The sequence below is a fragment of the Streptomyces sp. SID12501 genome (assembly GCF_010550245.1).
Lineage (GTDB): Bacteria > Actinomycetota > Actinomycetes > Streptomycetales > Streptomycetaceae > Streptomyces.
In genome coordinates, this window is sequence record NZ_JAAGLU010000002.1 from 211,761 (window position 1) to 237,186 (window position 25,426).

General features: G+C 69.9%; 19 protein-coding genes and 3 pseudogenes. 12 read left to right on the forward strand and 10 right to left on the reverse strand.

Annotated features, from left to right (window positions below; genetic code table 11):
• Together G3I71_RS02710 and G3I71_RS02715 are read right to left on the reverse strand one after the other, a co-directional pair.
• Positions 1-1,236, reverse strand: a complete 1,236-nt coding sequence (locus tag G3I71_RS02710; RefSeq protein WP_164312240.1) for a 3-dehydroquinate synthase II family protein — start codon at positions 1,234-1,236, stop codon at positions 1-3.
• Entirely contained in the window at positions 1,233-2,069 is an 837-nt protein-coding gene (locus G3I71_RS02715) for a 2-amino-3,7-dideoxy-D-threo-hept-6-ulosonate synthase (RefSeq protein WP_164312241.1), read from the reverse strand. The genes G3I71_RS02710 and G3I71_RS02715 overlap by 4 nt, the downstream gene beginning before the upstream one ends.
• Positions 2,070-2,388: 319 nt before the next feature.
• Here G3I71_RS02715 and G3I71_RS02720 point away from each other — a divergent pair, with 319 nt between their 5' ends.
• The 3 genes from G3I71_RS02720 (at position 2,389) to G3I71_RS02730 (ending at position 4,885) form a co-directional block, all read left to right on the forward strand.
• The gene (locus G3I71_RS02720) at positions 2,389-3,753 is read left to right on the forward strand and encodes an MFS transporter (protein WP_164312242.1); all 1,365 of its coding nucleotides are present in this window, start codon (positions 2,389-2,391) and stop codon (positions 3,751-3,753) included.
• 241 nt (positions 3,754-3,994) lie between these two features.
• Positions 3,995-4,408: an RICIN domain-containing protein gene (locus tag G3I71_RS02725; protein WP_164312243.1), complete on the forward strand. Its 414-nt coding sequence runs from the start codon at positions 3,995-3,997 to the stop codon at positions 4,406-4,408.
• Positions 4,409-4,477: 69 nt separating this feature from the next.
• The gene (locus G3I71_RS02730) at positions 4,478-4,885 is read left to right on the forward strand and encodes a CAP domain-containing protein (protein ID WP_164312244.1); all 408 of its coding nucleotides are present in this window, start codon (positions 4,478-4,480) and stop codon (positions 4,883-4,885) included.
• Between the two features lie 161 nt (positions 4,886-5,046).
• Here G3I71_RS02730 and G3I71_RS52195 read toward each other — a convergent pair whose 3' ends face one another.
• Positions 5,047-5,172, reverse strand: coding sequence for a hypothetical protein (locus G3I71_RS52195; protein ID WP_275409150.1), 126 nt, complete (start codon positions 5,170-5,172; stop codon positions 5,047-5,049).
• A gap of 300 nt (positions 5,173-5,472) precedes the next feature.
• Here G3I71_RS52195 and G3I71_RS02735 point away from each other — a divergent pair, with 300 nt between their 5' ends.
• The 3 genes and pseudogenes from G3I71_RS02735 to G3I71_RS52565 form a co-directional block, all read left to right on the forward strand.
• Positions 5,473-8,934, forward strand: coding sequence for a S8 family serine peptidase (locus G3I71_RS02735; RefSeq protein ID WP_164312245.1), 3,462 nt, complete (start codon positions 5,473-5,475; stop codon positions 8,932-8,934).
• Positions 8,935-9,300: 366 nt separating this feature from the next.
• Positions 9,301-9,627 carry a hypothetical protein gene (locus G3I71_RS02740; protein WP_164312246.1) on the forward strand — a complete coding sequence of 109 codons (327 nt, stop codon included), beginning with the start codon at positions 9,301-9,303 and terminating at the stop codon, positions 9,625-9,627.
• A 61-nt stretch (positions 9,628-9,688) separates the two neighbouring features.
• A pseudogene (locus G3I71_RS52565) lies at positions 9,689-9,829 on the forward strand (VapC toxin family PIN domain ribonuclease); the annotation flags it as partial.
• Between the two features lie 296 nt (positions 9,830-10,125).
• On the opposite strand, the pseudogene G3I71_RS02745 reads toward G3I71_RS52565, so the two are convergent.
• From G3I71_RS02745 to G3I71_RS02760, 4 genes and pseudogenes are all read right to left on the reverse strand, one after another.
• Positions 10,126-10,545: pseudogene (locus tag G3I71_RS02745) on the reverse strand (GtrA family protein); the annotation flags it as partial.
• A gap of 275 nt (positions 10,546-10,820) precedes the next feature.
• Positions 10,821-12,311 carry an MFS transporter gene (locus G3I71_RS02750; protein WP_164312247.1) on the reverse strand — a complete coding sequence of 497 codons (1,491 nt, stop codon included), beginning with the start codon at positions 12,309-12,311 and terminating at the stop codon, positions 10,821-10,823.
• Positions 12,312-12,486: 175 nt separating this feature from the next.
• Positions 12,487-13,797 (reverse strand): sensor histidine kinase, encoded by a 1,311-nt coding sequence (locus G3I71_RS02755; RefSeq protein ID WP_164312248.1) that lies wholly within the window; start codon positions 13,795-13,797, stop codon positions 12,487-12,489.
• A gap of 166 nt (positions 13,798-13,963) precedes the next feature.
• Positions 13,964-15,355, reverse strand: coding sequence for a helix-turn-helix transcriptional regulator (locus tag G3I71_RS02760; protein ID WP_343242819.1), 1,392 nt, complete (start codon positions 15,353-15,355; stop codon positions 13,964-13,966).
• Between the two features lie 243 nt (positions 15,356-15,598).
• Between G3I71_RS02760 and G3I71_RS02765 the strand changes: the two genes are divergently transcribed.
• The 5 genes and pseudogenes from G3I71_RS02765 to G3I71_RS02785 all read left to right on the forward strand — a co-directional run.
• Complete coding sequence (locus tag G3I71_RS02765) at positions 15,599-16,354, forward strand: DUF4232 domain-containing protein (protein WP_164312250.1); 756 nt, start codon at positions 15,599-15,601, stop codon at positions 16,352-16,354.
• Positions 16,355-16,710: 356 nt separating this feature from the next.
• A complete protein-coding gene (locus G3I71_RS02770; RefSeq protein WP_164312251.1) occupies positions 16,711-17,313 on the forward strand; it encodes a DUF4956 domain-containing protein in 603 nt (200 codons plus the stop codon).
• On the forward strand, positions 17,310-18,146 hold the full coding sequence (locus G3I71_RS02775) for a polyphosphate polymerase domain-containing protein (RefSeq protein ID WP_343242820.1): 837 nt from the start codon (positions 17,310-17,312) through the stop codon (positions 18,144-18,146). The genes G3I71_RS02770 and G3I71_RS02775 overlap by 4 nt, the downstream gene beginning before the upstream one ends.
• Complete coding sequence (locus G3I71_RS02780) at positions 18,143-20,056, forward strand: carbohydrate-binding domain-containing protein (protein ID WP_164312252.1); 1,914 nt, start codon at positions 18,143-18,145, stop codon at positions 20,054-20,056. Before G3I71_RS02775 ends, G3I71_RS02780 begins: the two co-directional genes overlap by 4 nt.
• A 164-nt stretch (positions 20,057-20,220) precedes the next feature.
• A pseudogene (locus tag G3I71_RS02785) lies at positions 20,221-20,679 on the forward strand (SRPBCC family protein); the annotation flags it as partial.
• 312 nt (positions 20,680-20,991) lie between these two features.
• On the opposite strand, the gene G3I71_RS02790 reads toward G3I71_RS02785, so the two are convergent.
• Genes G3I71_RS02790 through G3I71_RS02800 form a run of 3 tightly spaced genes read right to left on the reverse strand, consistent with a single transcriptional unit; the run spans position 20,992 to position 22,938 of the window.
• Entirely contained in the window at positions 20,992-22,071 is a 1,080-nt protein-coding gene (locus tag G3I71_RS02790) for an iron-containing redox enzyme family protein (RefSeq protein ID WP_164312254.1), read from the reverse strand.
• Positions 22,068-22,304 carry a CDGSH iron-sulfur domain-containing protein gene (locus tag G3I71_RS02795; protein ID WP_164312255.1) on the reverse strand — a complete coding sequence of 79 codons (237 nt, stop codon included), beginning with the start codon at positions 22,302-22,304 and terminating at the stop codon, positions 22,068-22,070. Before G3I71_RS02795 ends, G3I71_RS02790 begins: the two co-directional genes overlap by 4 nt.
• Positions 22,288-22,938, reverse strand: coding sequence for a HemK2/MTQ2 family protein methyltransferase (locus G3I71_RS02800; RefSeq protein WP_164312390.1), 651 nt, complete (start codon positions 22,936-22,938; stop codon positions 22,288-22,290). The genes G3I71_RS02795 and G3I71_RS02800 overlap by 17 nt, the downstream gene beginning before the upstream one ends.
• Positions 22,939-23,420: 482 nt before the next feature.
• Between G3I71_RS02800 and G3I71_RS02810 the strand changes: the two genes are divergently transcribed.
• Positions 23,421-25,391, forward strand: a complete 1,971-nt coding sequence (locus tag G3I71_RS02810; RefSeq protein ID WP_164312256.1) for an Ig-like domain repeat protein — start codon at positions 23,421-23,423, stop codon at positions 25,389-25,391.
• Positions 25,392-25,426: the final 35 nt, after the last annotated feature.

The window sequence follows — 25,426 nt, forward strand, 5'->3', positions numbered from 1 at the left end:
TCAGACCTCCTTGCAGAACTCGCCGATGGGCAGGCCCACATGGCGCTTGTCGGCGGCCAGATATCCGAGCAGCTCGTCACCCGTCTGCAGCTCGGTGACGTTGAGGACCTTCCCGCCCGGGCCGAGCACCCGTACGTGCCAGTCGTCCTGCACGGTCAGGCTGACCAGCCGGCCGTCCTCGGCGTGGGTACGGATCTCCAGCAGTGGCCGGGATTCGAGCTTCGCCCGTCCGACGACGACGCGGCGGGTGCGCCCGTCGGCGCCGACCGCGAGCAGCGCGCTGCCCGAGCCGACCTCGCTGAGGTAGCTGGTGCGGTTGTCGGGGCCGAGCGTGTACGAGTGCAGGGCGCCCGCGTTGACCCGGAACGGGCGGGTCGGCATGTAGGGCAGGGGGTGCGTCTCACTGCAGCACAGCACGAACCCGGAGGAGTAGGAGCCGACGAGGATGCCCTCGTCCTCCTCGAAGTGCGAGCAGGTGTCCACGCAGACCCGGTCGCCGAGCCCGACGTGCCGGATGCTCTCCACGGTCAGCGTGGACAGCTCCAGTTGGGGTGTCGTCGCCTCCAACAGGCGTGCCAGCGCGAAGACTTCGTCGGCGCTGCGGGGCGTGAAGAGGATGCCGTCCGAGCCGCGCTCCAGCACGTCGAAGACGATGGCCGCCTCTTCCAGGCCGCCGACGACCGTCACGAGCTTGCCCTCGGCCGACTCGGCCGCGGCGAGCACGATCTCCAGCGGGATCTTGGTCGGGTCGGCGAAGTGGATGACCGTGTACGGCAGCATCATGGCGCCCGCGCACGACAGCTGGAGGGTGCGGTCGTCCCGTACGTCGATGAACCCGGAGACCGGTGTGCCACCGGCGCCTCCGGCACGGGTGCCGGCACGGTGGTCGGCGGCGAGGGCGTCCAGCTCGTCCTGCGTGGCGAACTTCCGCAGGAGCACGTCGATTCCGGTGCCGGAGGGCGAAGTGCCGCTGCTGGACGGGGACTTGGCTTCCCTGTCGCCGGCCTTCGCCTCCTTGTCGCCGGACTTCTTCACGGCGGCCGGTGTCGGTGTCGGAGCCGGAGCCGGTTCGCCGCCCTCGGAGACCAGCACCCGGGTGACGGTCGGGGGCAGGGTCCCGAGCAGCTCGGCGTCGGCGGACACAACACCCGCCATCCGGGCGTGGATTGCCGCGTCCACCACCGCCTGGAGCTGCGGACGGGGGACCTCACGCAGGTCGATCCATGCGAACCTCATGCCACTCCTGCCACGATCGTCGAGTAGTTGGCCATGCGTATGTCATCCCTGATGCCGTCGTTGCCGATGCCGGTGTTCCCGCCGTGCACGACCACCGAGAGCCGGGACACCAGTGCGGCGGGCGTCGGGGAGGAGAAGATCCGGCGGCCGACGGCCAGGCCCCGGCAGCCGGCGGCCATCACCGCCGTGCCGTATGCGACGAGGTCGGAGCCGTCCGGTGGACCGCCGGCCGCGAGGACGGGGATGGGACTGTTCGCCACCACCTCGGCCATGCGCTCGATCGGCAGGGCGACGGAGGTCTTCACCATGTCCGCGCCCAGGTCGGCGGCGACGTTGGCCACGTGGGAGAGGAGGGCCGGGTCGTGCGGGTCCTCGATCCGGGGGCCGCGCGGATACACCATCGCGATCAGGGGCATGCCCCACGCGTCGCAGGAACGGGCCACCGCCCCCAGATCGGCCAGTTGCCGTGCCTCGGTGTCCGACCCGATGTTCACATGCACGCTGACCGCGTCCGCGCCGAGCGTCAGCGCCTCCTCGACATCGGCGACCAGCACCTTGGCGTGGACGTCGGCGGAGCAGGAGGTGCTGGCGCTCAGGTGCACCACCAGCGCGCAGCTCTTCAGGATGTCCGGCGCGAAGGCACGGGCGCGCCCCTTGTGGACGATGATCCCGTCGGCTCCGCCGGCCACCAACGCCCGCAGCAGGTCGTCCCACTTGTCGGCGGGGACGATAGGACCGTCCGAGACGCTGTGGTCGAGCGGGACGAGCAGATGCCGGCCGTCACCCGCGAGCGAAAGTCTTCTCAAGCGTAATTGCTTGCCCGTTTTCAGCATGGGAATTGTGATTCTCCGTGTCCGAAAATCGATGGTTGTAGAACTTTCAAGTTAAGCGGTCATGAGCATTCTCGTGTGACTGCCGGTTGGCAAGATGTAACCGTCGGTAAATATTTATACAGCTCACTGCATGATTATTGACAGGGAATTGACAGCTTGCGTGGGGTTGACTGCGCCTGGGCGTACTATTCGCGCGCTCTATGCGCGTTGGGGCGTTCTGCCCCCCGGCTGCGAATGAGCTTCTTGTCGAAATTGAATTTCGATGATTAGGGTGACTCCCCTTCCTGCTTTTCCGCTCAGGATTCGGAAGTGACCCCCCATGCCCGAATTACCTACACTGCACGCGTCCCCACCGCGCACAGCGAAGACCGAGGCCCCGAAGGTCGCCGTCGCGAGCCTGGTCGGCACGACGATCGAGTACTACGACTTCGCCGTGTACGGCACCGCCTCCGCACTCGTCCTCGGCCCCGCCTTCTTCCCCTCCGGCAACGCGACCCTCTCCTCCCTGGCCGCGTTCCTCACCTTCGCCGCGGCCTTCCTCTCCCGCCCTCTCGGCGTCGTCCTGTTCGGCACGATCGGCGACCGGCTGGGCCGAAGACAGGCCCTGGTCGTCTCCCTGCTGCTGATGGGCGTGGCCACGGTCGGCGTCGGCCTGCTGCCCACGTACGAGACCGCCGGAATCCTCGCCCCCGTACTGCTGGTGACGCTCCGGCTGCTCCAGGGCGTCAGCATGGGCGGCGAGTGGGGCGGCGCGGTGCTGCTCGCCGCCGAACACGCGCCCCCCGGCCGCCGCGCGCTGTACGCGTCCATCCCGAACATCGGCCCCTCGCTCGGCTTTCTCCTGTCCACCGCGGTCATCCTGCCCACCCTGAACATCGTGGGCATGGAGGGCTTCACCGACTGGGCCTGGCGCATCCCGTTCCTGCTCAGCACCGTCCTCGTCGTGGTCGGGCTGTGGGTGCGTGCGACGGTCTCCGAGTCCCCGGTCTTCAAGGCCACGGCGCGGGCACGGGAGTCGGAATCGGTAGCGGTGCCGGAGTCCGAGTCGGTATCGGTGGCGGTGTCGGCGCCCCGGTTCCCGCTGGGTGAGATCCTCAGGCAGTACCCCCGCCGGCTGCTGCTCGGCACCGGCGCGGCGATCGGCGGCTCGGCCGTCTACTACCTGACGATCGTCTACAGCCTCTCGTACGGTCCGCAGGAACTCGGCATCCCCCGGAACACGATGCTGACCGCCGCGAGTATCGGCGCGGCGGCCGGAATCGCCATCACCCTCCCGGTCGCCAGACTGTCCGACCGGATCGGCCGCCGCCCGCTGATGCTGGCCGGAGCCGCCGGCTGCGTGGTGTGGGCGGTGCCGATGTACGCCTCGCTCAGCTCACGCAACGGGCTGGTGATCACCGGCGCCTACACGGTCGGCCTGATGTTCCTCGCGCTGATGTTCTCCCCGGTGGCGGCCTTCCTCCCGGAGCTGTTCCCGGCCAGGCTGCGCTACACCGGTGCCTCCGCCGCCTTCATCCTCGCCAACACCCTCGGCGGCGGGTTCGCCCCGTCCATCGCCACCTGGCTGAACAGCCACTGGGAATCCCCCCTCGTCCTCGGCTTCTACACCGGCGGCCTCTGTCTGGTGAGCCTTCTGTGCCTGCTGGCGCTGCCGGAGACCCGAGATCACGAGTTCGATGCCTGACACGTCAGCTTCCGTCTGACGGAAAGCGCGTCGTCAATGGGTATTGCTCGAAGCAATAAAATGTACTACCAGGAACAAAACTCCCTCTCGGTGAATGCTCACTGCGGGCGCGGTGTTCCGATGTGTGCTCTGGTCTGAGCCGACGTGAGGCGCGAAATGCTCACGGAATCACGCTCGGGCCAGGAGTTTCCGATTGGCTACTCACCGTTATGAATCCCGGTCCGCGCGATACGGGTTGGTGATGGCAGCACTGGGTCTGATGACCGCCGGGGCGGCAATATCCGCCCCGGCGGCATCGGCCGCCGTCTCGACCGCCGCCCTTCGTGGTGCTGATTCCGGGCGATGTCTGGATGTCCCCGGTGGAAAGACCGAGAACGGCACCGAACTCACCCTGTGGGACTGCAACGGGGGCAGCAACCAGCAGTGGTCGTACGACACCGGGACCAAAGCGTTGGGCGTTTACGGAAACAAATGCCTGGACAGTGAGAGCGGCAGCGCGGTCAACGGCGTGGCCGTGCTCATACGGGACTGCACGGGCGGCGCCACCCAGCAGTGGGACGTCGTGTCCGGAGGGACCGTCAAGAACGTCGGCCTGGGCCTTTGCCTGGACGCGGCCGAGCTGGGCGTCGCGAACGGGACCCCGGTCCAGCTGTAGTCCTGCAACGGTGGCGGAAACCAGCAGTGGAGCGGAATCACACCCGCCGCACCTGCCGACACGACGGGGATGACGTCGTTGGAGAAGCAGGTGTTCGACAACGTCAACGCGCAACGGACCGCCAACGGTTGCGCGGCCCTGGTGGTCGACGCGAGCCTGCAGAAGGCCGCCCACGACTATGCGGCCGAGATGGTGCGCACCCACAACTTCTCGCACACTTCGGCGAGCGGAAAGAGCCCCACCGACCGGGTCAAGGACGCCGGATACACCCGGGGTGGCGTCGGCGAGAACATCGCGATGGGTTTCGAGGGCGATCCGAACGGCGTGGTCAACAACGCGACCTACGGGTGGATGAGCAGTTCCGGCCATCGCGCGAACATCCTCAATTGCGGCTACACCAGGACCGGTGTGGGATACGACTCGGGGAACATCGACCCGAACTACGCCGACGGTTCCTGGGTGCAGGTATTCGGCTGATACCGATGTTGATACCGATGTTGATGTTGATGTCGATGTGAGGTGACCGGGCCGCCGATGCCTTTCCGACGGTGGCCCGGCAGGTGCGTGCCGCGCATCCCACGAAGGCCGCTCCGCCCACCGTCGTGGTCGTGCTTCTCCTGGGTTCGTCCGCATCCCGGTCATTGGGCGATGAGACCCGCTGCCGAGGCGAGCCACTGGGTGGCGGCCGGCGCGGCGACCGCCAGTGTCGTGACCCGTGCCAGGTGCAGGTTCGTTCGCCCTCCGCGCTGTGGTGCCTTCGCCATGTCCGACTCTCCTGCCGTCCGTGTCGCCCCGCGCACTCTCCGCGGGGCCCGGTAGCCCACTCTGCTGCCCCGGAGGGCAGCACCGCCTCGGCCGAACGGCCGGAACCCGCAGACCGGAACCGCCCCTGTACTGGCCGAACGGCGGAGGCGGGGATCGTGCCGAGGGGCGCCCACCGACCTCTCGTCGGAAACACGTCGAACGTATTTCCAACCCGACGCCACCCCCGTCCGTCTCTAGGCGCGAGCCGTCGGGAGTACGTGCGACGGCTCCTGTCCGATGTCGAAGTGTCAGGAGTTCAGGTGGAGTTGCGCGCGAGACCAACACGTGCGGTCGTGGCGGCGGGGGTGGCCTCTACGGCTCTTCTGCTGGCCGGTGTCCCGGGTGCGGAGGCCCAGGACACGACCGGCGCCGGTACGGTCAGGACCGCCGAGACGTCCACGGCGGCCGAGTCTGCCAAGGCGTCCGAGGCGTCCGAGGCGTCCGAAGCGTTCGGTGCGGCCAGGGTGGCGAAGACGGTGACCCTGGTGACGGGTGACCGGGTCATGATGGACGGCGCCGGAAAGGTCACCGGCATCGTCCGGGCCGAGGGCCGGGAGAAGGTGGCGTTCTCCGTCCAGGTGGTAGCCGGACACACCCGGGTGGTGCCCGGTGACGCCGAACTCCTCTTGGCGCGGGGCGGGTTGGATGCCCGGCTGTTCGACGTGACCCAGCTGGTCGCCGACGGCTATGACGACGCGGGCCGTGGTGACGTACCGCTGATCGTCACCTTCAAGGGGAAGAAGGCGCCCTCGATGTCCCCGTTCACCGGGGCCGGGGCGAAGGTCGGCCGGGCGTTGCCGGTGGTCAACGGCAAGGCGATACGGCCGGTGAAGAAGCGCGGCGCCGACTTCTGGAACGCCGTGACCGGCACCGGCCAACAGGCTGACGGGGCAACGGAGTTCACCGCCTCCACCGCCATCGAGAAGCTGTGGCTGGACGGTCGGCGCAAGGCCAGCCTCGACAAGAGCGTGCCGCAGATCGGCGCGCCGGCGGCCTGGGCGGCCGGTTACGACGGCACCGGCGTAAAGGTCGCCGTCCTCGACACGGGGGTCGACACCACGCACCCCGACCTGGCGAGCCAGGTGGTCGCCGAGCAGGACTTCAGCGGATCGTCCGGCACCGGCGACAAGTTCGGCCACGGCACGCATGTGGCGTCCACCGTGGCCGGTACGGGCGCCAAGGCGGGCGGTAAGTACAAGGGCGTCGCCCCGGGCGCGAAGATCCTGAACGGGAAGGTTCTCGACGACAGCGGCTTCGGCAGCGATTCCGGGATCATCGCGGGCATGGAGTGGGCGGTGGCGCAGGGCGCCGCGGTCGTCAACCTGAGCCTCGGCGGTGAGGACATGCCTGGTATCGACCCGATGGAGGAGACCGTCAACCGGCTCTCCGCCGAGTCCGACACCCTCTTCGTCATCGCGGCCGGCAACGCGGGCGAGGGCGGCGAGAGCACGGTCGGCTCGCCCGGCAGCGCGGACGCCGCGCTCACCGTCGGCGCGGTCGACAAGGCCGACGCTCTCGCCGACTTCTCCAGCCGTGGCCCGCGCTTCGGTGACGGCGGGGTCAAGCCGGACCTGACCGCGCCCGGTGTCGCCATCACGGCCGCCGGGGCCTCGGGCAGCGTCCTGGAGGCCGAGTACCCCTCCGACATACCCGGCTATCTCACCCTCGACGGCACCTCCATGGCGACTCCGCACGTCGCGGGCGCCGCCGCACTCCTCGCCCAGCAGCACCCCGACTGGACCGGCGAGCGCCTCAAGGCCGTCCTCACCGGCTCGGCCAAGCCGGGCTCGTACAGCTCCTTCCAGCAGGGCACCGGGCGCACCGACCTGGTCCGGGCCCTGGACCAGAGCGTCGTCACCGAGCAGCAGCCGCTCGACTTCGGTCTCCAGCAGTGGCCGCACGGCGACGACACCCCGACGACCAAGCAGGTGACGTACCGCAACCTCGGTACCGAGCCGGTCACCCTGGACCTGTCCGTCGACGCCCTCTCGGTGGACGGCAAGCCCGCCGTCGAGGGCATGTTCGCCGTGTCGCCGCAGCGGGTCACCGTCCCGGCGGGCGGTACGGCGAGTGCCTCCGTCACCGCCGACACCCGAGTCGGCGGCGTCGACGGCTCCTTCGGCGGCTCGGTACAGGCCACCTCGACCGACGGCAAGGTCCAGGTACGCACCGCCGTCGGCGTCGAGCGCGAGGTCGAGTCGTACAGCCTGACCCTCAAGCACCTCGACGAGAACGGCGCGCCGACCGGCGACGCCGCCACCTCCGTCTCCGACCTCGGCAGCGACTTCTACGCCGACTACGCCGACGAGCAGGACGGCGAGCTGACGGTGCGGCTGCCCAAGGGCGACTACGCGCTCAACGGGGTGATCCACCCGTCGTACGAATCCGCCACCCACGCCATCCTGGTGCAGCCGAAGCTGACCCTGGACCGGGACACCACCGTCACGGTCGACGCCCGGAAGACGCGGCCGGTCGCGGTCACCGTGCCCGACGCGGCGGCGAAGAACACCGAGGCCACGGCCTACTTCAGCTACGCCCGCGGCGAGGGTCTGCGCCCGGGCAGAATGGAGTTCATCCTGCCCACTTTCATGGGCACGACCTTCGGACAGCTCGGCCCCGAGCCGTCCGCCGGCCAGGCGTCCGCAGTGTTCGCCGGCGACTGGACCCGCGAGGACGCCGAGGGCCGGCCGGTCACCTACCACCTGGGCTGGAACCGCCCCGGCGGCCTGGACGGCTTCGCCGCCGAGGTGCGGAAGAACCAGCTCGCCAAGGTCGACGTGCAGGTCGGCGTGCCCGTCGCGGGGAGGCGTGTCCAGTTCGAGGTGTCGCCGCACACCCCCGACGGCGATCTGATCCTCACCGACCACGACCTGCGGGGCGACCTGCCGCTGCGCACCACGGACTACGTCCTCGACAACGACGTCAAGTGGTCCTTCCGCACCTGGCAGATGGTCGGCGAGGGCCACGACTCGCGCTCCGAGACCTTCCTGATGCGGATGCCGAGGACCTGGCAGGCCGGACACACCTACACCGAGCGGTTCAACGTCGGTGTCTTCGGACCGGTCCTGCCCGCCGCGGGCGACCTCGGGCCGGAGCGGGGACTCCCCGGTGTCGTGCGGTACGGGAACGTCATCAGGGCGTTTACGCCGCAGTTCGGAGACGGCGCCGGACACTGGGGCCTCAGCGACTACACCTCGGTGACCAGCTCGCTCCAGGCGGACGGCAAGGAGATCCCCGACGACTACGGCTACTCGCCGATCGACCTCACCGAGTACACCGTTCCGGCCCAGGACAGCGCGTACAAACTGACGGTGGACGCCTCGCGTGATCCGGCGGCGTACCCGGTCAGTACCCGCGTCCGGACGGAGTGGACCTTCCGCTCCGCCACCACCCCCGAGGACGGGAACACCACCCTCCCGCTGTCGGTGATCCGTTTCTCGCCCGACCTGAGCCTGTCCAGCACGGCGAAGGCGGGCAAGCGGTTCTCGGTGCCCTTCACCGTCCAGGGCGCGGCGGCCGGACAGAAGCCCGCCAAGCTCGCCTTCGAGGTCTCGTACGACTACGGCGCCACCTGGCAGCACGCCAAGGCCGTCGGCGGTACGCACCTGGCGCTGACCCACCCCGCCACCGCGGGCTCCGTCTCGCTGCGGGCGAAGCTGACCGACCGGGCCGGCAACACCCTGGTCCAGACGATCGAACGCGCCTACCTCACAACCAAGTAACCCACCAAGTAATCCGCCGGGTTACCCGTCGGACAACCCTCCGGGGGGTTCTCCGGACCGTACGTCGAGTCCTGCCGAGGGCGGTGTCCAAACCGCCCCCGGCAGGACTTTTCGCTGCCCCGCGTTCACGGGTTCCCGCCCACCGCGAACGGGGACGGCCACAGGGCGCGGCCACAGGGGTCATCACTTGTCATGACCTGCCAAAGCCGCTGCTAGGATCCGGCCCTTCGGGAGGGTGGTCCGTGCATCGACGGCTCGTCGCCCCGCAGCCGCATCGTCCGGCATACGAACCTCCTCGCTTTCCTGACTTCTGTTTGCGTCCCCCGTCTCCCATCCCCCATCCCCCGTCTCCTGTGGAGGAACCGAGTGGGCAGTCGTGCCCTCATACGCGGCGGCATCGCCATCGCCACAACGTTCGCCCTGGCCATGGCTCTCGGGCCGCTGGCCACGTCCGCGCAGGCGGTACCGGCCGCGGAGGTGGTCATCCCGGCGCAGACGTACCTGATGCCCGGTACCCACCTGCTGAGTGCGGGACCGTCGGGGTTCCTGCGGTACGAACCAGGACGCGGCCATCTGTGGACCACCTACGCGGGTGTGGACACGGTCGTGGACTCATCGGCCACCGAGATCTGGGGCATGCCCGAGTTCGGCGCCGGTTCGGACGTGGTCGCCCGCTACAGCGGCGTGTTCTGAGCCGCGTTCCCTCCCTGCTCGACGGGCCCGGACGACACATGTCGTCCGGGCCCGTCCGTTCGCCGGCGCATTGAACGCGGCGCCGACCGCCGACTACGACACCGGCGCGATCCGCACCCTCGACCGGCGCGGTTTCCGGGCCGTACGCCTCTTGAGCCGGCACGAGGCGTTCCGGGTACTGCTGGGCGACGACCTCCCGCTCCGACGCTGCGGTCGGGTCCCCATCGGACCTGTCGGACCTGTCGGACCTGTCGGACCCGTCGGACGGTGGAGGTGGTTCGGCGTCGGACGACGGCGTGGGACGTGGTGCGTTTCCCGCCGGGGGAGAGGTGCCGACCGGAGCCCGGGCCCGTACCCGTGCCCGTACCCGGAGGGTCCGGCGGCCACCGGTCGTGCCGTGACCGTCCTCGCCCCACCGGTGATGGCACCGGCCGGGACGCACTCCTGAACATGGTCCGTGGCGCGAGCGGTACTGGTGCCAGTACCGCGACCGGTGGTGGCGAAGACGAACAGCCGCAGGACCAGGAAGCGGCCGAGGCCGGCGAGGCCGGAGGCGCTGAGGTAGACGATCTGCTCGGTCAGGGCCGAAGGCGACGACTGGACCAGGTGCAGTAGGAGCATCGCCGCGCAGGTCACCACGTACGCCACCGCCGCCGAGCCCGCCGACTGCCAGTGTTCGCGTCGGCCGGCGCGGCGACCCGCCCCGAAGGTGAAGCGGGCGTGCAGCTCGGTGCAGAGGAGGGTGGAGGCGACGGTGATCACCGCGTTCGCCAGTCCCCAGGGCATCGACAGGGCCAGCAGCGTCACGGCGAAGCTGGAGAGGACACCGACACCGCCGCCGCACACCACGAACCGGGCGAAGGAGGCGAGCGGGCCGGGAGCGGTAGGTGCCGCCGGGGTCCGGGACGCTTCGTCCATGGCGGGTCTCCATCCGCTCCGTACGCGCAGGAGCGATGCCCGCGACGTGAACTTGCTTGACTTACTCAAGCATATCGAATTGCTTGAGTAACGCAAGCAGTTCCGGGTCGAGTGTTGCGGGGATCACTGCCCGCCATCGCTCGTGGAAGGGCGAGTGCGGGACGCGGTCATGGACGCGGACGCATAGGTGGACGCGAGGAAGCCGCCGCCCGCGGGTGCGGGCGGCGGCCTCGTCGTGTGTTCGGCGGTTGAAGGGACGTATACGGGACGTATGCCTACGCCTTGATCGCGGCGACCTCCGCGCCCTCCGGCGCCTCGACCGGGCTGTCGGGCGCGGTCCCCTTCGTGTCCTCGCGTCGGCGCGGGATGAAGGAGGCGAGGAAGAAGGCCAGCAGGGCGGCTCCGGCGCCGATGGCCATGACGACCTTGAAGCCGTTCTCCGAGGGCAGTGCCACGCCGCCGAAGTCGGTGGTCATCTGGGCCAGGATCACGCCGGCGAGGGCGCTGGCGAAGGAGGTGCCCAGGGACCTCATCAGGGTGTTGAGGCTGTTGGCGGCACCCGTCTGGGTGGGGTCCACGGCGCCCATGATCAGGGCGGGCAGCGCGCCGTAGGTGAAGCCGATGCCGGCGCCGATGACGCAGGACACGAGGACCAGGTGCCAGACCTCGGACATCAGGAGAAGGTTCAGGCCGTAGCCGCCGGCCACGATCAGCGCACCGATCATCAGGGTGACCTTCGGGCCCTTGGCCTTGGTGACCTTCGCGGACACGGCGGACATGACCATCATGACGAGACCCTGCGGGGCCAGCACCAGGCCGACGGTCAGCATGGACTTGCCCAGGCCGTAGCCGGTCGTCCCGGGCAGCTGGAGCAGCTGCGGCAGGACCAGGGACATCGCGAACATCGAGAAGCCGAGGGCGATCGAGGCGAGGTTGGTGAACAGCACCTGCGGGCGGACGGTGGTGCGCAGGTCGACCAGCGGCTGCGGGCTGCGCAGCTCCCACCAGCCCCAGGTCAGCAGGATCACGACGGCTGCGACGCCCAGGCCGAGGGTCGTGGCGCTGGTCCAGCCCCAGTCGCCGCCCTTGGAGACGGCCAGCAGCAGGGACATCAGACCGGCCGCGAGGCCGAGCGAGCCGACCAGGTCGAACCGGCCACCGGCGCGCACCTTCGACTCCGGGACGATCAGGATGACCAGGACGAGGGCGACGACGCCCAGGGCCGCGGAGACCCAGAAGAGGATGTGCCAGTCCCAGTTGTCGGCGATGAACGCGGCGCTGGGCAGTCCCAGCGCACCGCCGACACCGAGCGAGGCGCTCATCAGCGCGGTGGACCCGGCCAGCCGGTCGGCGGGCAGTGCGTCACGCATGATGCTGATGCCGAGCGGTACGACCGCTGCCGCGAGGCCCTGCAGGGCGCGCCCGATGATCATCGGGACGAGGGAGTCGGCCAGTGCGCAGACCACCGAACCGGACACCAGCAGCACGATGCTGACCAGCAGCATCCGGCGCTTGCCGAACATGTCGCCGAGCCTGCCCACCACCGGTGTGGCGACGGAGGCCGCGAGCAGGGTGGCGGTGACCGCCCAGGCGGTGTCGGACGCCGGGGCGTTCAGGAGCTTCGGCAGCTCGGGAACGATCGGGATGACCAGGGTCTGCATCAGCGAGACGACGATCCCGGCCAGGGCCAGTACCGCCACCACGGCGTTCGGCCTCGGCGGAGCGGATGTTCCCGCTCCGGCGGGACGGGTAAGGGCGTTGGACATGGCGTCGGTCCTCCGTGGGGCGAGTCGTGGAATCGAGCGTCGAGGCGGGTACCGAAATGGAGTACCAAATCGAGTGCCGAATCGAGCCGGACATCAAATTGCTTGACTTACGCAAGCATAAAGAGGATTGCTTGACTTACGCAAGTTCAATGAGGGGGGAGTGTGGTGGTCTGCGTCACAGTGGGGTCCGCTCGGCCTGAAGGGGCAGCTCGGCGACGACCCCGAAGCCGCCCCCGGCCTCCTGGCCGCGATGCTCCGCACGGAAGCTCCCGCCCACGGAATGGGCTCGCTCGCGCATGCCGATGAGGCCGTAACCACCGCTTGCGCAAAGGGAGTTGGGAGATTCGGGAGATTCGCGAGGAGATCCGGGGCGGTCGGTTGAGTCGGTCGAGGCGGGTTTCTTCCCCGGTCCCTCGTCGGTGACGGCCAGGACGACGCCGGCCGCCGAGTAGGTGAGCCGCACCTCGGCGGAACGGGCGGCGGCGTGCTTGGTGACGTTGGTCAGGGCCTCCTGCGCTATCCGGTACGCCGTGAGGTCCACCCCGGCCGACAGTGGCCGCGGTTCCCCTTCCACGGTGACGGCGACGGTGAGCCCGGCGTGCTGGAAGGAGGCGGCGAGCTCGGGCAGCCGGGCGAGTCCGGGAGTGGGTTCCATGGGCGGGTCCAGGTCGTCGGACTGCCTCAACAGGCCGACGGTGGCCTTGAGTTCGCGCAGGGCCGAGGAGGTCGTGCCGGTCAGCTCGGTGACGATCCGCGCTGCCTCGTCGGGCCGGGCGGGCAGCTGACGGGCGACGGCGCCGGCCTGGAGGTTGGCCAGGACCAGGTGGTGGGCGACGACGTCGTGCAGGTCGCGCGCGATCCGCATCCGCTCCTCGGCGACCCGGCGCCGCGCCTCCTCCTCCCGGGTGCGTTCCGCGTGCTCGGCACGGGCCCGGACCGCCTCCGAAAAGTCCCCGCGCAGTCGGGTCGCGGTCCCCAGCGCGGTGGGCAGCAGCAGCCAGGCGGCGGGGCCGACCAGCTTGAGGACCAGCGGTTCCCCGGCGGGACCGGCGAACAGCGCCGTGCCGACCAGCAGGGCGATGCCGCAGCAGGTGAGGGAGTTGGCGGTCTTCCGGTCGGTCCGCAGGGCCAGCGAGTAGAGCGCGACCATGAGCGGCCCGAGCAGCAGAACCGAGAGAACGTGGCCCATTCCCACCATGACGGTGGCGCAGAGGGCGGTCACCGCCACGGTGGTACGGGGCCGGCGGCGCTGCCACAGCAACGCCACGCAGGAGACGCCGGTCAGCAACGCGCCGGGCCACCACTGAAGCTCCGGGCCGCCCGGCAACGTGACGAGACTGCCGGGAAAGGAACAGGCGAAGACGGCGGCGGCGACAGCGGCGTCGACGGGGCCGGGATGCTCCACGGAGTCGGGACGCCCTACGGAGTCGGGACGCCCTACGGGGCTTGGACGGCTGCGCAGTTGCCGCTGCGGGCTGCTGATCATGGGGGAGCGGTTCCTGTGCGGTAGGTAATATTGCTTGACTCAGGCAAACATAAAAGAGTTACTTAAGTCAAGCAACCTTCTTGATCGTTTGGCGTCGCCACCTCGGCCGGAAAAGTGTCGCCATCTCAGCCGGAAGGTTCAGCCCGGAACGCTCAACCGGAAGTGCTCAGCCGAGAATGTCGGGCTCGTACGGGTCCCGCCCCCACTCGGAGGAACCGAGGGGATAGTCGTACGCGGGCCGCCCCACGTTCCCGCTGGTCCGGAACGGGTTGCCCCTGTCGTCGACGCGTACGACGCCCTGCTCCTCGCCGCTGGACCAGTCCAGCTCCAGGTACCAGCTCACGTTGTGGGTCCGGGCGTCGGCGAAGACGTAGAAGACCTCGGGATCGGACTCGCTCACCTTGTACGGGAAGTCACGCTGCCCGGCCTTGGTCGAGACCGAGGGCCGCCCGGCATCGAGATCCACTTTGAACGACGTCGTCTCCACTCCACCACCGCACCCGACCCCCATCGAGTAGTCGTTCCAGGCGGGCGGCGCGCTCTTCTCCACCACCCGCACATGCAGCGCCTCCAGGACCACCGTCGCCTTCCCGGTGCCCTGCACGGTGAGCGCGAGCATCTGCTGCCCGCCGGTGATCCCGCCGAGCGCGGTGACCCACCCACGGGCGTCCGGCTCCGTCGGCGGCGGTGGCACCTGCTCCGGTTTCTGGTCGATCAGGTAGTGGGCGCTGCACGGCCCCTCCCACTTGTACGGGTTGACGGACACGTTGGGCGCGTCGGCCCCGTCCGCGGAACCGTCGCCCTGCGGCGCCGCCCCGCCCCCACCGCTCCGGGAGGAGGACGCGGACGGGGAGACGGACAGAGAGGGGGAGGGGGAGGGGGAGGGGGAAACCGAGGGCCCTGCGTCGGGCGAGGCGGACGGTGTCGCCGCTCCGCCCTTGGCGGTGGCCGACGCGGAGGCGACCGGACTCCGGCCGAGCGCCCCGGAGCCCGTGGCTCCCACGGACTGCTTACCGCTCCGGTCGTCATCTCCCTTGCCGGGTACGAGATTCACCACGAGCGCCGCCGCGGCGACAGCGGCGACCACGGCGGCCCCGGCGAGCACGACGGTACGCCGGCGCCGAGCCGAGGAGACCCCCGCCGCCCCGGTCGCCAACCCGGCGGCCTCGGCCGTCAACTCCACTGCCGACGGCTGCTGTTCCTCCTCGGCGGGAACGACGGCCTCGGCGGCGGGCGTGGCGGGCGGGGCTGCCTCGGTAGCCGCAGCCGCAGCCGAGGAGGCTTCCTCCTCCGCCGGAGCCCCGCTCGCCTTCTGCTGCCCTCGCATGGCATCCGCGAGGATCCACCGGCGATGCAGCTCCACCAGTTCCTCGGGCGTCGCCCTGCACACCCGGGCGAACCGCTCCACGGGTGCGTAGTCCGTCGGTACGGCGTCCCCGTTGACGTACCGGTGAAGCGTGGACGCACTCATGTGCAGCCGCTTCCCCAGCACTCCGTAACTGAGCCCGGACCGCTCCTTCAACCGGCCCAGCAGCTCCGGGAACTCATCGCCCGTCACCGTTCCTCCCTCTCTCCGTGTCCCGGACAGCCGTTCCAGGCGCCGGTTGTTCCCCCAGGTCAGGGGGGTGTGAGCGTTCCAGCGTTCCGGATGTCCCGGCGTTTGTGGCGGCTGGGACGGATCACGGAACAAGCTCTGGCCATCCAAGCACGCCGCTTCCGGCTCCCGGTCAAGTGGCCTGCGTACAGAGCCGTTTGACATCACGTCAATCGTCGATCGCGTCAATCGCATCAGGGGAATCACATGTCCGCACGTACCGCCCGCACCCGCCTGCTCGCCGCCGCCGCACTCACGGCTGTCACTCTGACTCTGACGGCGTGTAGCAGCGCGGATGGCACTCACGACGAGGGAGCCGCGACGGTGTCCCCGCCCGTCTCGTCCACCGCGTCCGACTCCTCGCCCACGACCGGTGGAACGTCGACGGAGGCCGGCCAGGTCGACGCCAAGGACTCGACGGGCAGCACCGGAAGCACGGGCAGCACCGGTTCGAGCGGGACGACGGGCTCCACAGGCGCGTCCGGTTCGACGGGCTCCACAGGCTCGACGGGCTCGAACGCCTCCCAGCCCGCCTCCGACTCCGATTACGTCCGCTCCCCCTGCTCGCCCGCCTCCACCAGGACGACCGCCACGGTGGTCTCCCGCCCGCTGAACCACCTTCTCCTCACCGTCACCAACACCGGCTCGAAGGACTGTGACCTCGTCGACTACCCGGCCCTTCGGTTCGGTGACGCGCAGTCCGTCCCGCCGGTCGTCGAGGAATCCCAGCCGCAGGCCGTGGTCACACTGGCCCCCGGCGAGTCGGGCTACGCGAGCGTCCTCCTCTCGATGGCGGACGGCAGCGGCTCGAGCGGCTACACGGCGAAGACCCTGGCGGTCTACTTCAACGTGAAGAGCCCGAGCGCCGCCCACCCCGCGCTCCCCGCGAAGGGCGTGTACGTCGACAGCTCGGTCAGCGTCTCGTACTGGCAGTCGGACATGGGCGACGCCCTGGCCTGGTGACACCGCGCCTCATGGGCACCCGGCCACCGGGGTGACCCCAGGCACCGGCACCTCGTCGCGCCCCGGTCCGGGCGGACCAGCCGTACGAGCCGCAGGCCGAGCCGTACGGCGGGACCTACCGGGTCGGGCGGGTAATCCGACTCCTCAGCCCCCGGACCGGCCATGCCCTGGTGGTCGCCGCCTCCAACTGGCCGGCTGCGACGGTCGGTACAGCCAGACCTGGGCATTCGGCCGACCGTCCGCCGGCGCACGCGCGTGATTCTCAAACTCCGTTAAGAAACGGCCCAGTTGATTCACAGGCAGGTTGCTCATGGTTAAACAATGAGCCAAGTCACCGTAAAGTCCGGGTGCCTGTCGTGAACCAGGCACTGCTCGGCGCCGTCGATCTCGTCGCCATCGCCGTGCTCGCCTTCGCGGTGTACTTTCCGCGCCACCACCGCAGGGACCTCATCGCCGCCTTCCTCGGCGTGAACGTCGGTGTCCTGGCCGTCGCGATGGCGCTCAGCTCCTCGTCGGTCGGGATCGGGCTGGGGATGGGACTGTTCGGGGTCCTGTCGATCATCCGGCTGCGGTCGTACGAGATCGCGCAGCACGAGATCGCGTACTACTTCTCCGCGCTCGCCCTCGGCCTGCTCGCCGGGCTCCCCACGAGCGTCAACGTGCTGACGTGCGCCCTGATGGGCCTGATCGTCCTCACCATGTACGTCGGCGACCACCCCCGGCTCTTCGGGCGGCACCGGCAGCTCAGCCTCCGGCTCGACTCCGCGTACACCGACGACGAGGCCCTGCGGGCACATCTGGAGGTGCTGCTCGGCGGGCGCGTGGTGAACATGTCGGTCAGGGGCGTCGACCTCGTCAACGACACGACCCAGGTCGACGTACGGTACGTCGTCACCGAAGGCTCGCAGGCGCCCCAGGAAGCCGGAACCGCCCCCGCACGACAAGGAGTCGGGGCGTGACCGCGCCCGCCTCCCTCGCTCTCGCCCCGATGGTCGGTGCCCTGCGTCCGATCGGGCTCGACGAACTCGTCGCACGGGCCTCGCTGTTGACCCGCCTGGACCGCAAGTACATGCTGCCGATCCGTGAACTCCCGCTGGTCATCGGTGGGTTGGGTGAGGACATGCAGGTTCAGGTTCTGGAGATGGCCGGGGAGCGGGACTTCGGATACCGGTCGGTCTACTACGACACCCCGGAACTGGACGCCTACCTGCGCACCGCGCGCCGCCGCCGGCGCCGCTTCAAGCTGCGTGTCCGTACGTATCTCGACTCCGGCGACCACTACTTCGAGGTCAAGACGAGCGGCCCGCGCGGTACCACCGTCAAGCAGCGCATCCCGTACGACGGAGACCTGTGGAGGCTGTCCCCCGAGGCGCGCGCGTACGCCGACGAGGTGCTCGCCGGGGCCGGGATCGACTCCGGCGGGTTCAGGTTCGTCCCCACGTTGGTCACGTCGTACCGGCGTACGACCCTGTTCCTGCCCCTGAGCGACAGCAGGGTGACCGTCGACACCGGGCTGACCTGGACGCTGCCCGACGGGACCGGACTCGGTACCCCGGACCGGGCCGTCGTCGAGACCAAGTCCGGGCGGGCCGGGTCGGAGGCCGACCGGCTCCTGTGGTCGCTGAAACACCGGCCGGTCACTGTCTCCAAGTACGGCACCGGTCTCGCCGCGCTGCGGCCCGGACTGCCCGCCCACCGGTGGCTGCCCGTTCTGCGTCGCCACTTTCCGACCCCACCTCACGCACTTCACACACCTCACATGCTTCACACACTTCACGGGAGGCCGGCATGAGCACGTACAAACTGGCGGGTGTGCTCGCCTCGGTCGGACTTGCCGGCGCCGCGCTCGCGGGGTGCTCGTCGAGCGACAACTCCGGTTCCTCGTCGGCGGCTTCGGGGTCGGGCTCGTCGTCGGCCGCGGCGGCCGTTGACGGGTCCCAGAAGGCAGCCGCCGTGCTCGCCGACAACCAGGACGTCCACGCCGAGACCGGGGACACGGATACGGATACGGACGCGGATGCTGATGCTGATGCTGATGCGGCCGGGGCCGACGTTGTGGGCATCGAGCTGACGGGCGACTCCGCCTCCTCGGACGGGGAGGGGGAGGGGGAGGGGGTGAGTGTCGACGGGGCGACCGTCACGATCAGCGCCGAGGGCACCTACCGGATCGGCGGCAGCCTCGAAGACGGGCAGCTCGTGGTCACCGCTCCCAAGGCCAAGGTGACGCTGATCCTCGACGGCGCGAGGATCGCCAACTCCAAGGGCGCCGCGATCGACGTCACCGACGCCGACGAGGTCGTGGTCGTCCTCGCCGACGGCAGCGAGAACACCCTCGGCGACACCGGTACGTACGCCGAGGACGCGAAGGCGAACGCGGCCCTTCACAGCGCCGCCGACCTGACCATCGGCGGCAGCGGCTCGCTCACCGTGAAGGGCAACGGCGCCGACGGGATCACCAGCACGGACGGCCTGGTGATCCAGGGCGGCACTGTCACCGTCGACGCCGCCGACGACGGCATCCGCGGCAAGGACTACGTGGTGGTGAGCGGCGGCACAGTCACCGTCACGGCAGGGGGCGACGGGCTCAGGGCCGACAACACCGAGGACACCGACCGGGGTTACGTCTCCGTCAGCAGTGGCACCGTGAAGGTGACCAGCGCGGGCGACGGCATCGACGCGGCCACCGACCTCGTCGTCACCGGCGGGAAGGTCACCGTCACCAGCGAGGCTTCCGACGACTCCGACGATTCCGACGACTCCGACGACTCCTCCCCCCATGGGTTGAAGTCGGGCGTCATCACGGTCCTGGAGGGCGGCAGCGTCGACGTCACGTCCTCCGCCGACGCCGTGCACGGCGACGGGGCCGTCCACCTCGGCGGGGCCGCCGCCACTCTCGCCGCCGGCGACGACGGGGTGCACGCGGAGGGCGACCTCGTCATCAGCGCGGGCACGGTGAGGATCACGCGGTCGAACGAGGGACTGGAGGGCAAGGACATCCTCGTCAGCGGCGGTTCGACCGACGTCACCTCCGGCGACGACGGCGTCAACGCGTCCGGCAACGAGGCGACTTCGAGCGAAGAGGGCGACCAGGGCGACCGGGGAGGCTTCGGCGGCGGGGGCCCCGGCGGAGGCGGGAGCGGAGAGGGCGTCGGCGAATACACCGTCAAGGTGACCGGCGGCACCCTGGTCATCGACGCCGAGGGCGACGGCCTCGACTCCAACGGGAACGCCGAGATCAGCGGCGGCACCGTCGTCGTCAACGGCCCGGAGCGCAACGGCAACGGCGCGCTCGACGTCAACGGCACCCTCACCGTGGGCGGCGGCTCGCTGCTCGCCGCCGGCAGCTCGGGCATGGTCGTCGCCCCCGACGCCGAGTCCGGGCAGGGCTGGCTCTCGGCCACGCTCGACACGGCCGTCCAGGCGGGCACCACCGTGCACATCGCCGACTCCGACGGCAAGGTCGTGGCGTCGTACGTCACCTCGAAGGCCGTCCAGAACATCGTCTACTCCGGCAAGGGCATCGAGAACGGCGAGGAGTACACCGTCCACACCGGCGGCAGCACCTCGGGCACCGACACCGGCGGTCTGGCCGGGTCGGGTGAACTGGGTTCCGCCGAGAAGATCGCCACGGTCACGGCGGGCGAGGCCCCGGAGGGCGGCGGCTTCGGCGGAGGTGGCGGAGGCGGGGGCGGTCGCCCGTAGGGCCTGTCCGGTGGTGGCGTCACTTGTCCGTGATCGTGGCCGCCGTATGCCCCTCATGCCGGGGGATACGCCCCGATCGGGATGTCTTCATCCCGTCGGCCTGGGTACCCGAGTCTGTGCGGAAGACCGCCAATGCCGCCAACACCTCATATAAGGAGGAAAGCATGAGCACGGTCAAGGAAGTCGTGGACGTGGAAGTTCCCGTCCACACCGCCTACAGCCAGTGGACTCAGTTCGAAGAGTTCCCGAAGTTCATGGAAGGCGTCGAGGAGGTCAAGCAGCTGGACGACCGGCACAACCACTGGACCACCAAGATCGGTGGGGTGAAGCGCGAGTTCGACACCGAGATCGTCGACCAGCTCCAGGACGACCGGATCACCTGGCGTTCCGTCGGCGGCGACACCCATCAGCGCGGCTCGGTCCGGTTCGAGCGTCTCGACGAGACGCACACCCGGGTGGAGCTGACGATGGAGGTCGAGCCCACCGGCATGGTCGAGAAGGGCGCGGACGCGCTCGGCATCATCGACCGCCGCGTCAAGGGCGACCTGCACCGCTTCAAGGACTACGTCGAGGAGCACGGCGGCGAGACGGGCGCCTGGCGCGGACGCATCCGCCCCGGAGACGCGGGTACCACCGAGACACCCGGTACCACCGGTACCGCCGGGACACCCGGGATGCCTGGGACCACTGGAACGACCCGTATGCCCGGTGCTCCCCACACTCCCCACACCCCTGGTACCCCCGGTACCCGTGGCACGCCGGGTACTCCCGGCACCCCCGGTCCGCTCGTCTGAGCACTGAGGCCTGGATTCAGAGGCCTGGGTTCTGAGGCCTGAGCCCTCCCCCTCCACCCCGATGGGCGCCGTACGCGGCGCCCATCGGTTTGTACTCTCCGGTACTCCCCTCGTACTCCCCTCGTACTCCTCCGCAGGACGCTAGGCCGAGCGCCGCCGCTCACTTGCTGTCGGCCAGTCCCCGCGCAGTCCGGTGGCGCCCTCGCGCCAGGCGGTGAGCAGCCTGTCCGCGAGGCGGTTCTCGAGGTGGGTGGTCGCGTGGATGCCGAACACCACGTCGGCGTCCAGGTGCGGTTCGCCCTCCAGGAGTCCGCCCACGACGTCGTGCCGTACGACCTGTTCGTGCACCGCGTCCGCCGTCACGTGCTCGGTGTAGAACCGCACGGCGGCCGGGCCGGCGCCCACGCGGCGCATCGCCTCGGCGAGGCGGCGCGAGCCCGGGGACGAGGTCACCTCGACGGCCGCGAAGTGCCCGACGAGCGCAGCGCGCAGCGCGCGGTGCAGACCGAACAGGGACATCAGGTTGACGGTGGCGAGCATCTCGGCCGGCGCCGCGTCGACGTAGTGGCCGTACGTGGTGTCCAGCCGCAGGTCCTCCATGAGGTCGGCGAACAACTGCGCGTGGATCTCGTCGGCGCGGCCCCCGCCGAACTCGTCGAACTCCACGGCGACCATGGCCGCCTTGGCCCGGCCGTGGAGCCGGGGGATGACCCAGGCGTGCGGGTCGGCTTCCTTGAGGTGGTAGAGGGAGCGCGCCGCCGCGTACGCGCGCACGTGATCGAGGGTGCCTTCGTCCCGGAGGAAGTACGAGACGCCGGTGCCGTCGTCGCCGACCGGTTCGAGCTGGAGTTCGTCCAGCGCCTGTTCCGCCGTCTCCGCGTCGTCGATGGGCACGTCCCTGCGCAGTGCGCCCAGGAAGACCTCCTCCATCGCACCGCGGCAGGCCAGCAGACCGCTGTCCCACTCAAGGCTGTCGGGGACGTCATGGAAGCCCTGGTAGTGCAGCTCGTAGAGGATGTAGAGGGCGAGTTGCAGGTCGTCGCCGTACGGGGAGCGGTTGTCGGGAGACGGGACGGGAAGCGGCGTACTCCCGGCGTCCGTTCCCCGCAGCCGGGCCGTCACCGCGGCGGAGAGCGGGCCGCGCGGCTCGGGCAGCGGCGGGGGACGGAGCCGGAACTGCTGCCGGGCGAGGGCGGGGGAGGGAGTGGGGGCGCCGGTCATGAGGTCTTGCCTTCCTGTCCTTCCTTCTCGGACGGTTTGCGGCAGCGGCGGCGGTGGCTGGTGTCGCACCAGGGGAAGTCGCGGCTGCGGCGGCAGGTGCAGATCGCCACGGTGAAGCGGCGGGAGACGAACACCTCGCCGTCCTCGCCGACCACCTCGACCGGGCCCTCGACGAGCAGAGGGCCGTCGCGCTGGACGCGGACACGGCGGGGACGCTCAGGCGTGTTCGCCACGGATCACCACCAGCTCCTCCGTCGTTCCCTCGTCCGTTCCACGGCCTGCCGCCGTCAGCCCCTGCTCCCGCAGCCAGGTGAGCCGGGAACGCAGCACCCGGCCGTAGGGCAGCAGGGCTCGGTCGACGACCTGCGCGCGCAGCCCGGCCTTCTCCAGGCGGGCCAGCGTCGCGTCGACGCCGCACAGGTGCGAGTGCACGATCAGCAGGGTCCCGTTCGGCCGGAGGACCGTCGGCGCGGTGTCACAGATGCGGTCGATCAGCAGACGGCCGTCCTGGCCGGCGTCCCAGGCCCTGGCGAGACCCCGGGGCGGCGCGATGCCGGGGGCGGGCACGTAGGGCGGGTTGCTGATGACCAGGTCGAAGCGGCTGCCGGGTACGGCCGACGCCAGGTCGCCGTGGCGTACGCGCAGGGACTGTCCGTTCAGCAGGGCGTTCAGCCGGGCGGTGGCGAGCGCCCGCCAGGAGATGTCGACGGCGGTGACCCGGCCGCCGAGCCGGGCCGCCTCGACGGCGAGCATGCCGCTGCCGGTGCCCAGGTCCAGTACGTCCGTCCCCGCCGAGACGCCCTCTCGGCGGATCGCCTGCCTCAGGAGCCGGGTGTCGGTCTGGGGTGCGTACACGCCCCGGGGCACCCAGCAGCGGAGCCGGGGGGCGCTGGAGGGCTCAGGGAGTTGCTTGAGAGTGCGGTTGTCGACAAGTGCTCGCACGATCGCTCCGACGTAGGGGACAGACGGCCCACTGCGCGGACACGAGCCGGCAGCGACACCACGAGTACCCCCTGGCAGCAGACGTAACGGGCGAAAAGCGTGTCCATCCGCCTCCTCAGAGTCACCCACCTCCTGAGGTCATCGCGTCCAGCGCCGCGAACGGCCCGTCGAGCAGGAACAGCGGGTTCTCGGCACGGGCGATGGCGACGCGTTGTGCTGCCCGCCGGAGCTCTCCACCAAGAGCCGGTCTCTGGAACAATCCGCTGCTCGCTTGTCACTTGCATGCCATACGCTGCACTACTCGGCAGCGTCCACGCACCAGTCGTTGGTGCGAGGGGGGACACGCGGCCCTTCGATTCCTTTCCGCCCGGTGAGCACCGGGCGTCTTCTGTGGGGGTTTCAGCACTGTGCGCAGGCGCAGCATCTCGATCGCGACGGCACTCGCGGTCGTTCTCAGTTCCGCGGCCCTGGTGGCCGGCGTGGCGGGTCCGGCGGCAGCCGACTCCGCGAAGATCCTTCCGGTGAAGTCGGTCGGCGACATCGTCGTGGACGGAGTCCACCGGCGGGTCTACGTCTCCGATCCGACCAGCGGCAAGATCGTCGTCACCGACTACGCGGGCACCGTGAAGGCGACGCTGACCGGGCTCTCCGGCGTGAGCGGCCTCGCGCTGTCCGCCGACTCCGGGCAGCTGTACGCGGCCTCGAAGACCGGCAAGCGGATCGTGTCGGTGGAGACGGGGACGTACACGCAGACCGCGAGTTACCCGGTCGGCGCGGCCCCCGAAGCCCTGGAGGTGGTGGACGGCCGGATCTGGTTCGCCCACGGAACCGACTTCGGTTCGCTCGACCTCTCCGGCGCGGCACCCGTCGTCCACCTCGCCCAGCGGGGGGACGTCGACTTCTCCGGCGCCTTCGGCATGTTCCTGGCCTCCGATCCGGCCGTCCCCGGCGTCCTCGTGGCCGGCAACGGCGGCGAGCTCGCCGTGTACGACGTCACGGCCGACGGAGCCACGCTGCGGGTCAAGGGCGACATGGACACCGCGGTGAAGCAGCTGGACCTGACGCCCGACGGCACCCAGGTCCTCACCTCGTGGGGCGACCCGGAGTTCGGCTACGGCATCGGCGCCTACTCGACCACCGACCTCGCCGAGCAGGACGAGTACGCCATCAACGCCTACCCGAACGCCGTGCGGGTCGCGCCCGACGGGAGCATCGCGGGCGGCAGCGATTCCACCTACGACCCCGACGTCCACATCTACCGGCCCGGCAACCTCAAGCCGCTGCGGGAGTACGACTTCCCCGCCACCGACCCCCAGTACAACGCCGACACCCTCGTATCGGGCGCACTGGCCTGGGCGCCGGACAGCAGCCGGGTGTTCGCGGTCTCCGTGAGCGGCCTCGGCACCTACGTCCTGCGGGCCCTGACCGACCCCACCAAGGAGCTGCCGACGCTCAAGGTGGCGGCCCCGGCGAAGTCCGACCGTGCCAAGAAGCTCACCGTCACCGGCAGGCTGACCTCGAAGACGAGCCTCCCCGCCGGTACCACCCTGCGGGTGACCCGTACGGACATCGAGACGCCGAACGGCAGGGCGCTGCCCTCCGTGAAGACGAAGGCGGACGGCACCTTCTCCTTCACGAACACCCCGCCCGTCGGAGGCAGAGTCACCTACAAGGTCTTCTACGCGGGCGACGCCACACACGCCCCCGTCTCCGGCGCCGACGCCGTGGAGGTCTCGCGCAGGGCGACCGCGCTGACCCTGACCAACAACGGCAAGCTGTACGCGTACGGCAAGGACGTCACGTTCACCGCGCACCTCGGTGCGACCTACAAGAACCGCACCGTCTCGCTCTACGCGGATCCCTTCGGCACCGACAAGCCGAAGAGGCTGCTGAAGACGGCCAGGGTCAACTCCCACGGCAACCTGTCGGCGACTGTCGACATGACCCGTGACACCAACGTCACCGCGGTGTTCGCGGGCGACGCCCGCTACACCTCGAAGACCGTGAAGTCGACGGCGCGCGCCCAGGCCAGGATCTCCACCACCGTCTCCAAGCACTACAAGACGGGCAAGATCGGCTCCACGACGTACTACTACTTCCACAAGAACACCGACCCGGTGTTCACCACGACCATGAACTACTACTCCGGCCGCAAGCAGCGCTTCCAGCTCGAGGTCTACTACCAGGGCTCCTGGTACGACTCGGGCTCCGAGTACTTCGCCCTGGCCGGCAACGGCAAGTCGGTCGTGAGCCTGCCGGCGCCGGGCGAGTCCGGCATCCGTGCCCGGGTGCGGTCGTCGTACATCGACGGCGCCTCCGGGGACGCCGTCAACTCCACGACCCACGGTGGCTGGAAGTACATCACCTTCACCAACTGAGACGCCCCGGGCCGTCGCGGCAGATGTGTACGTCG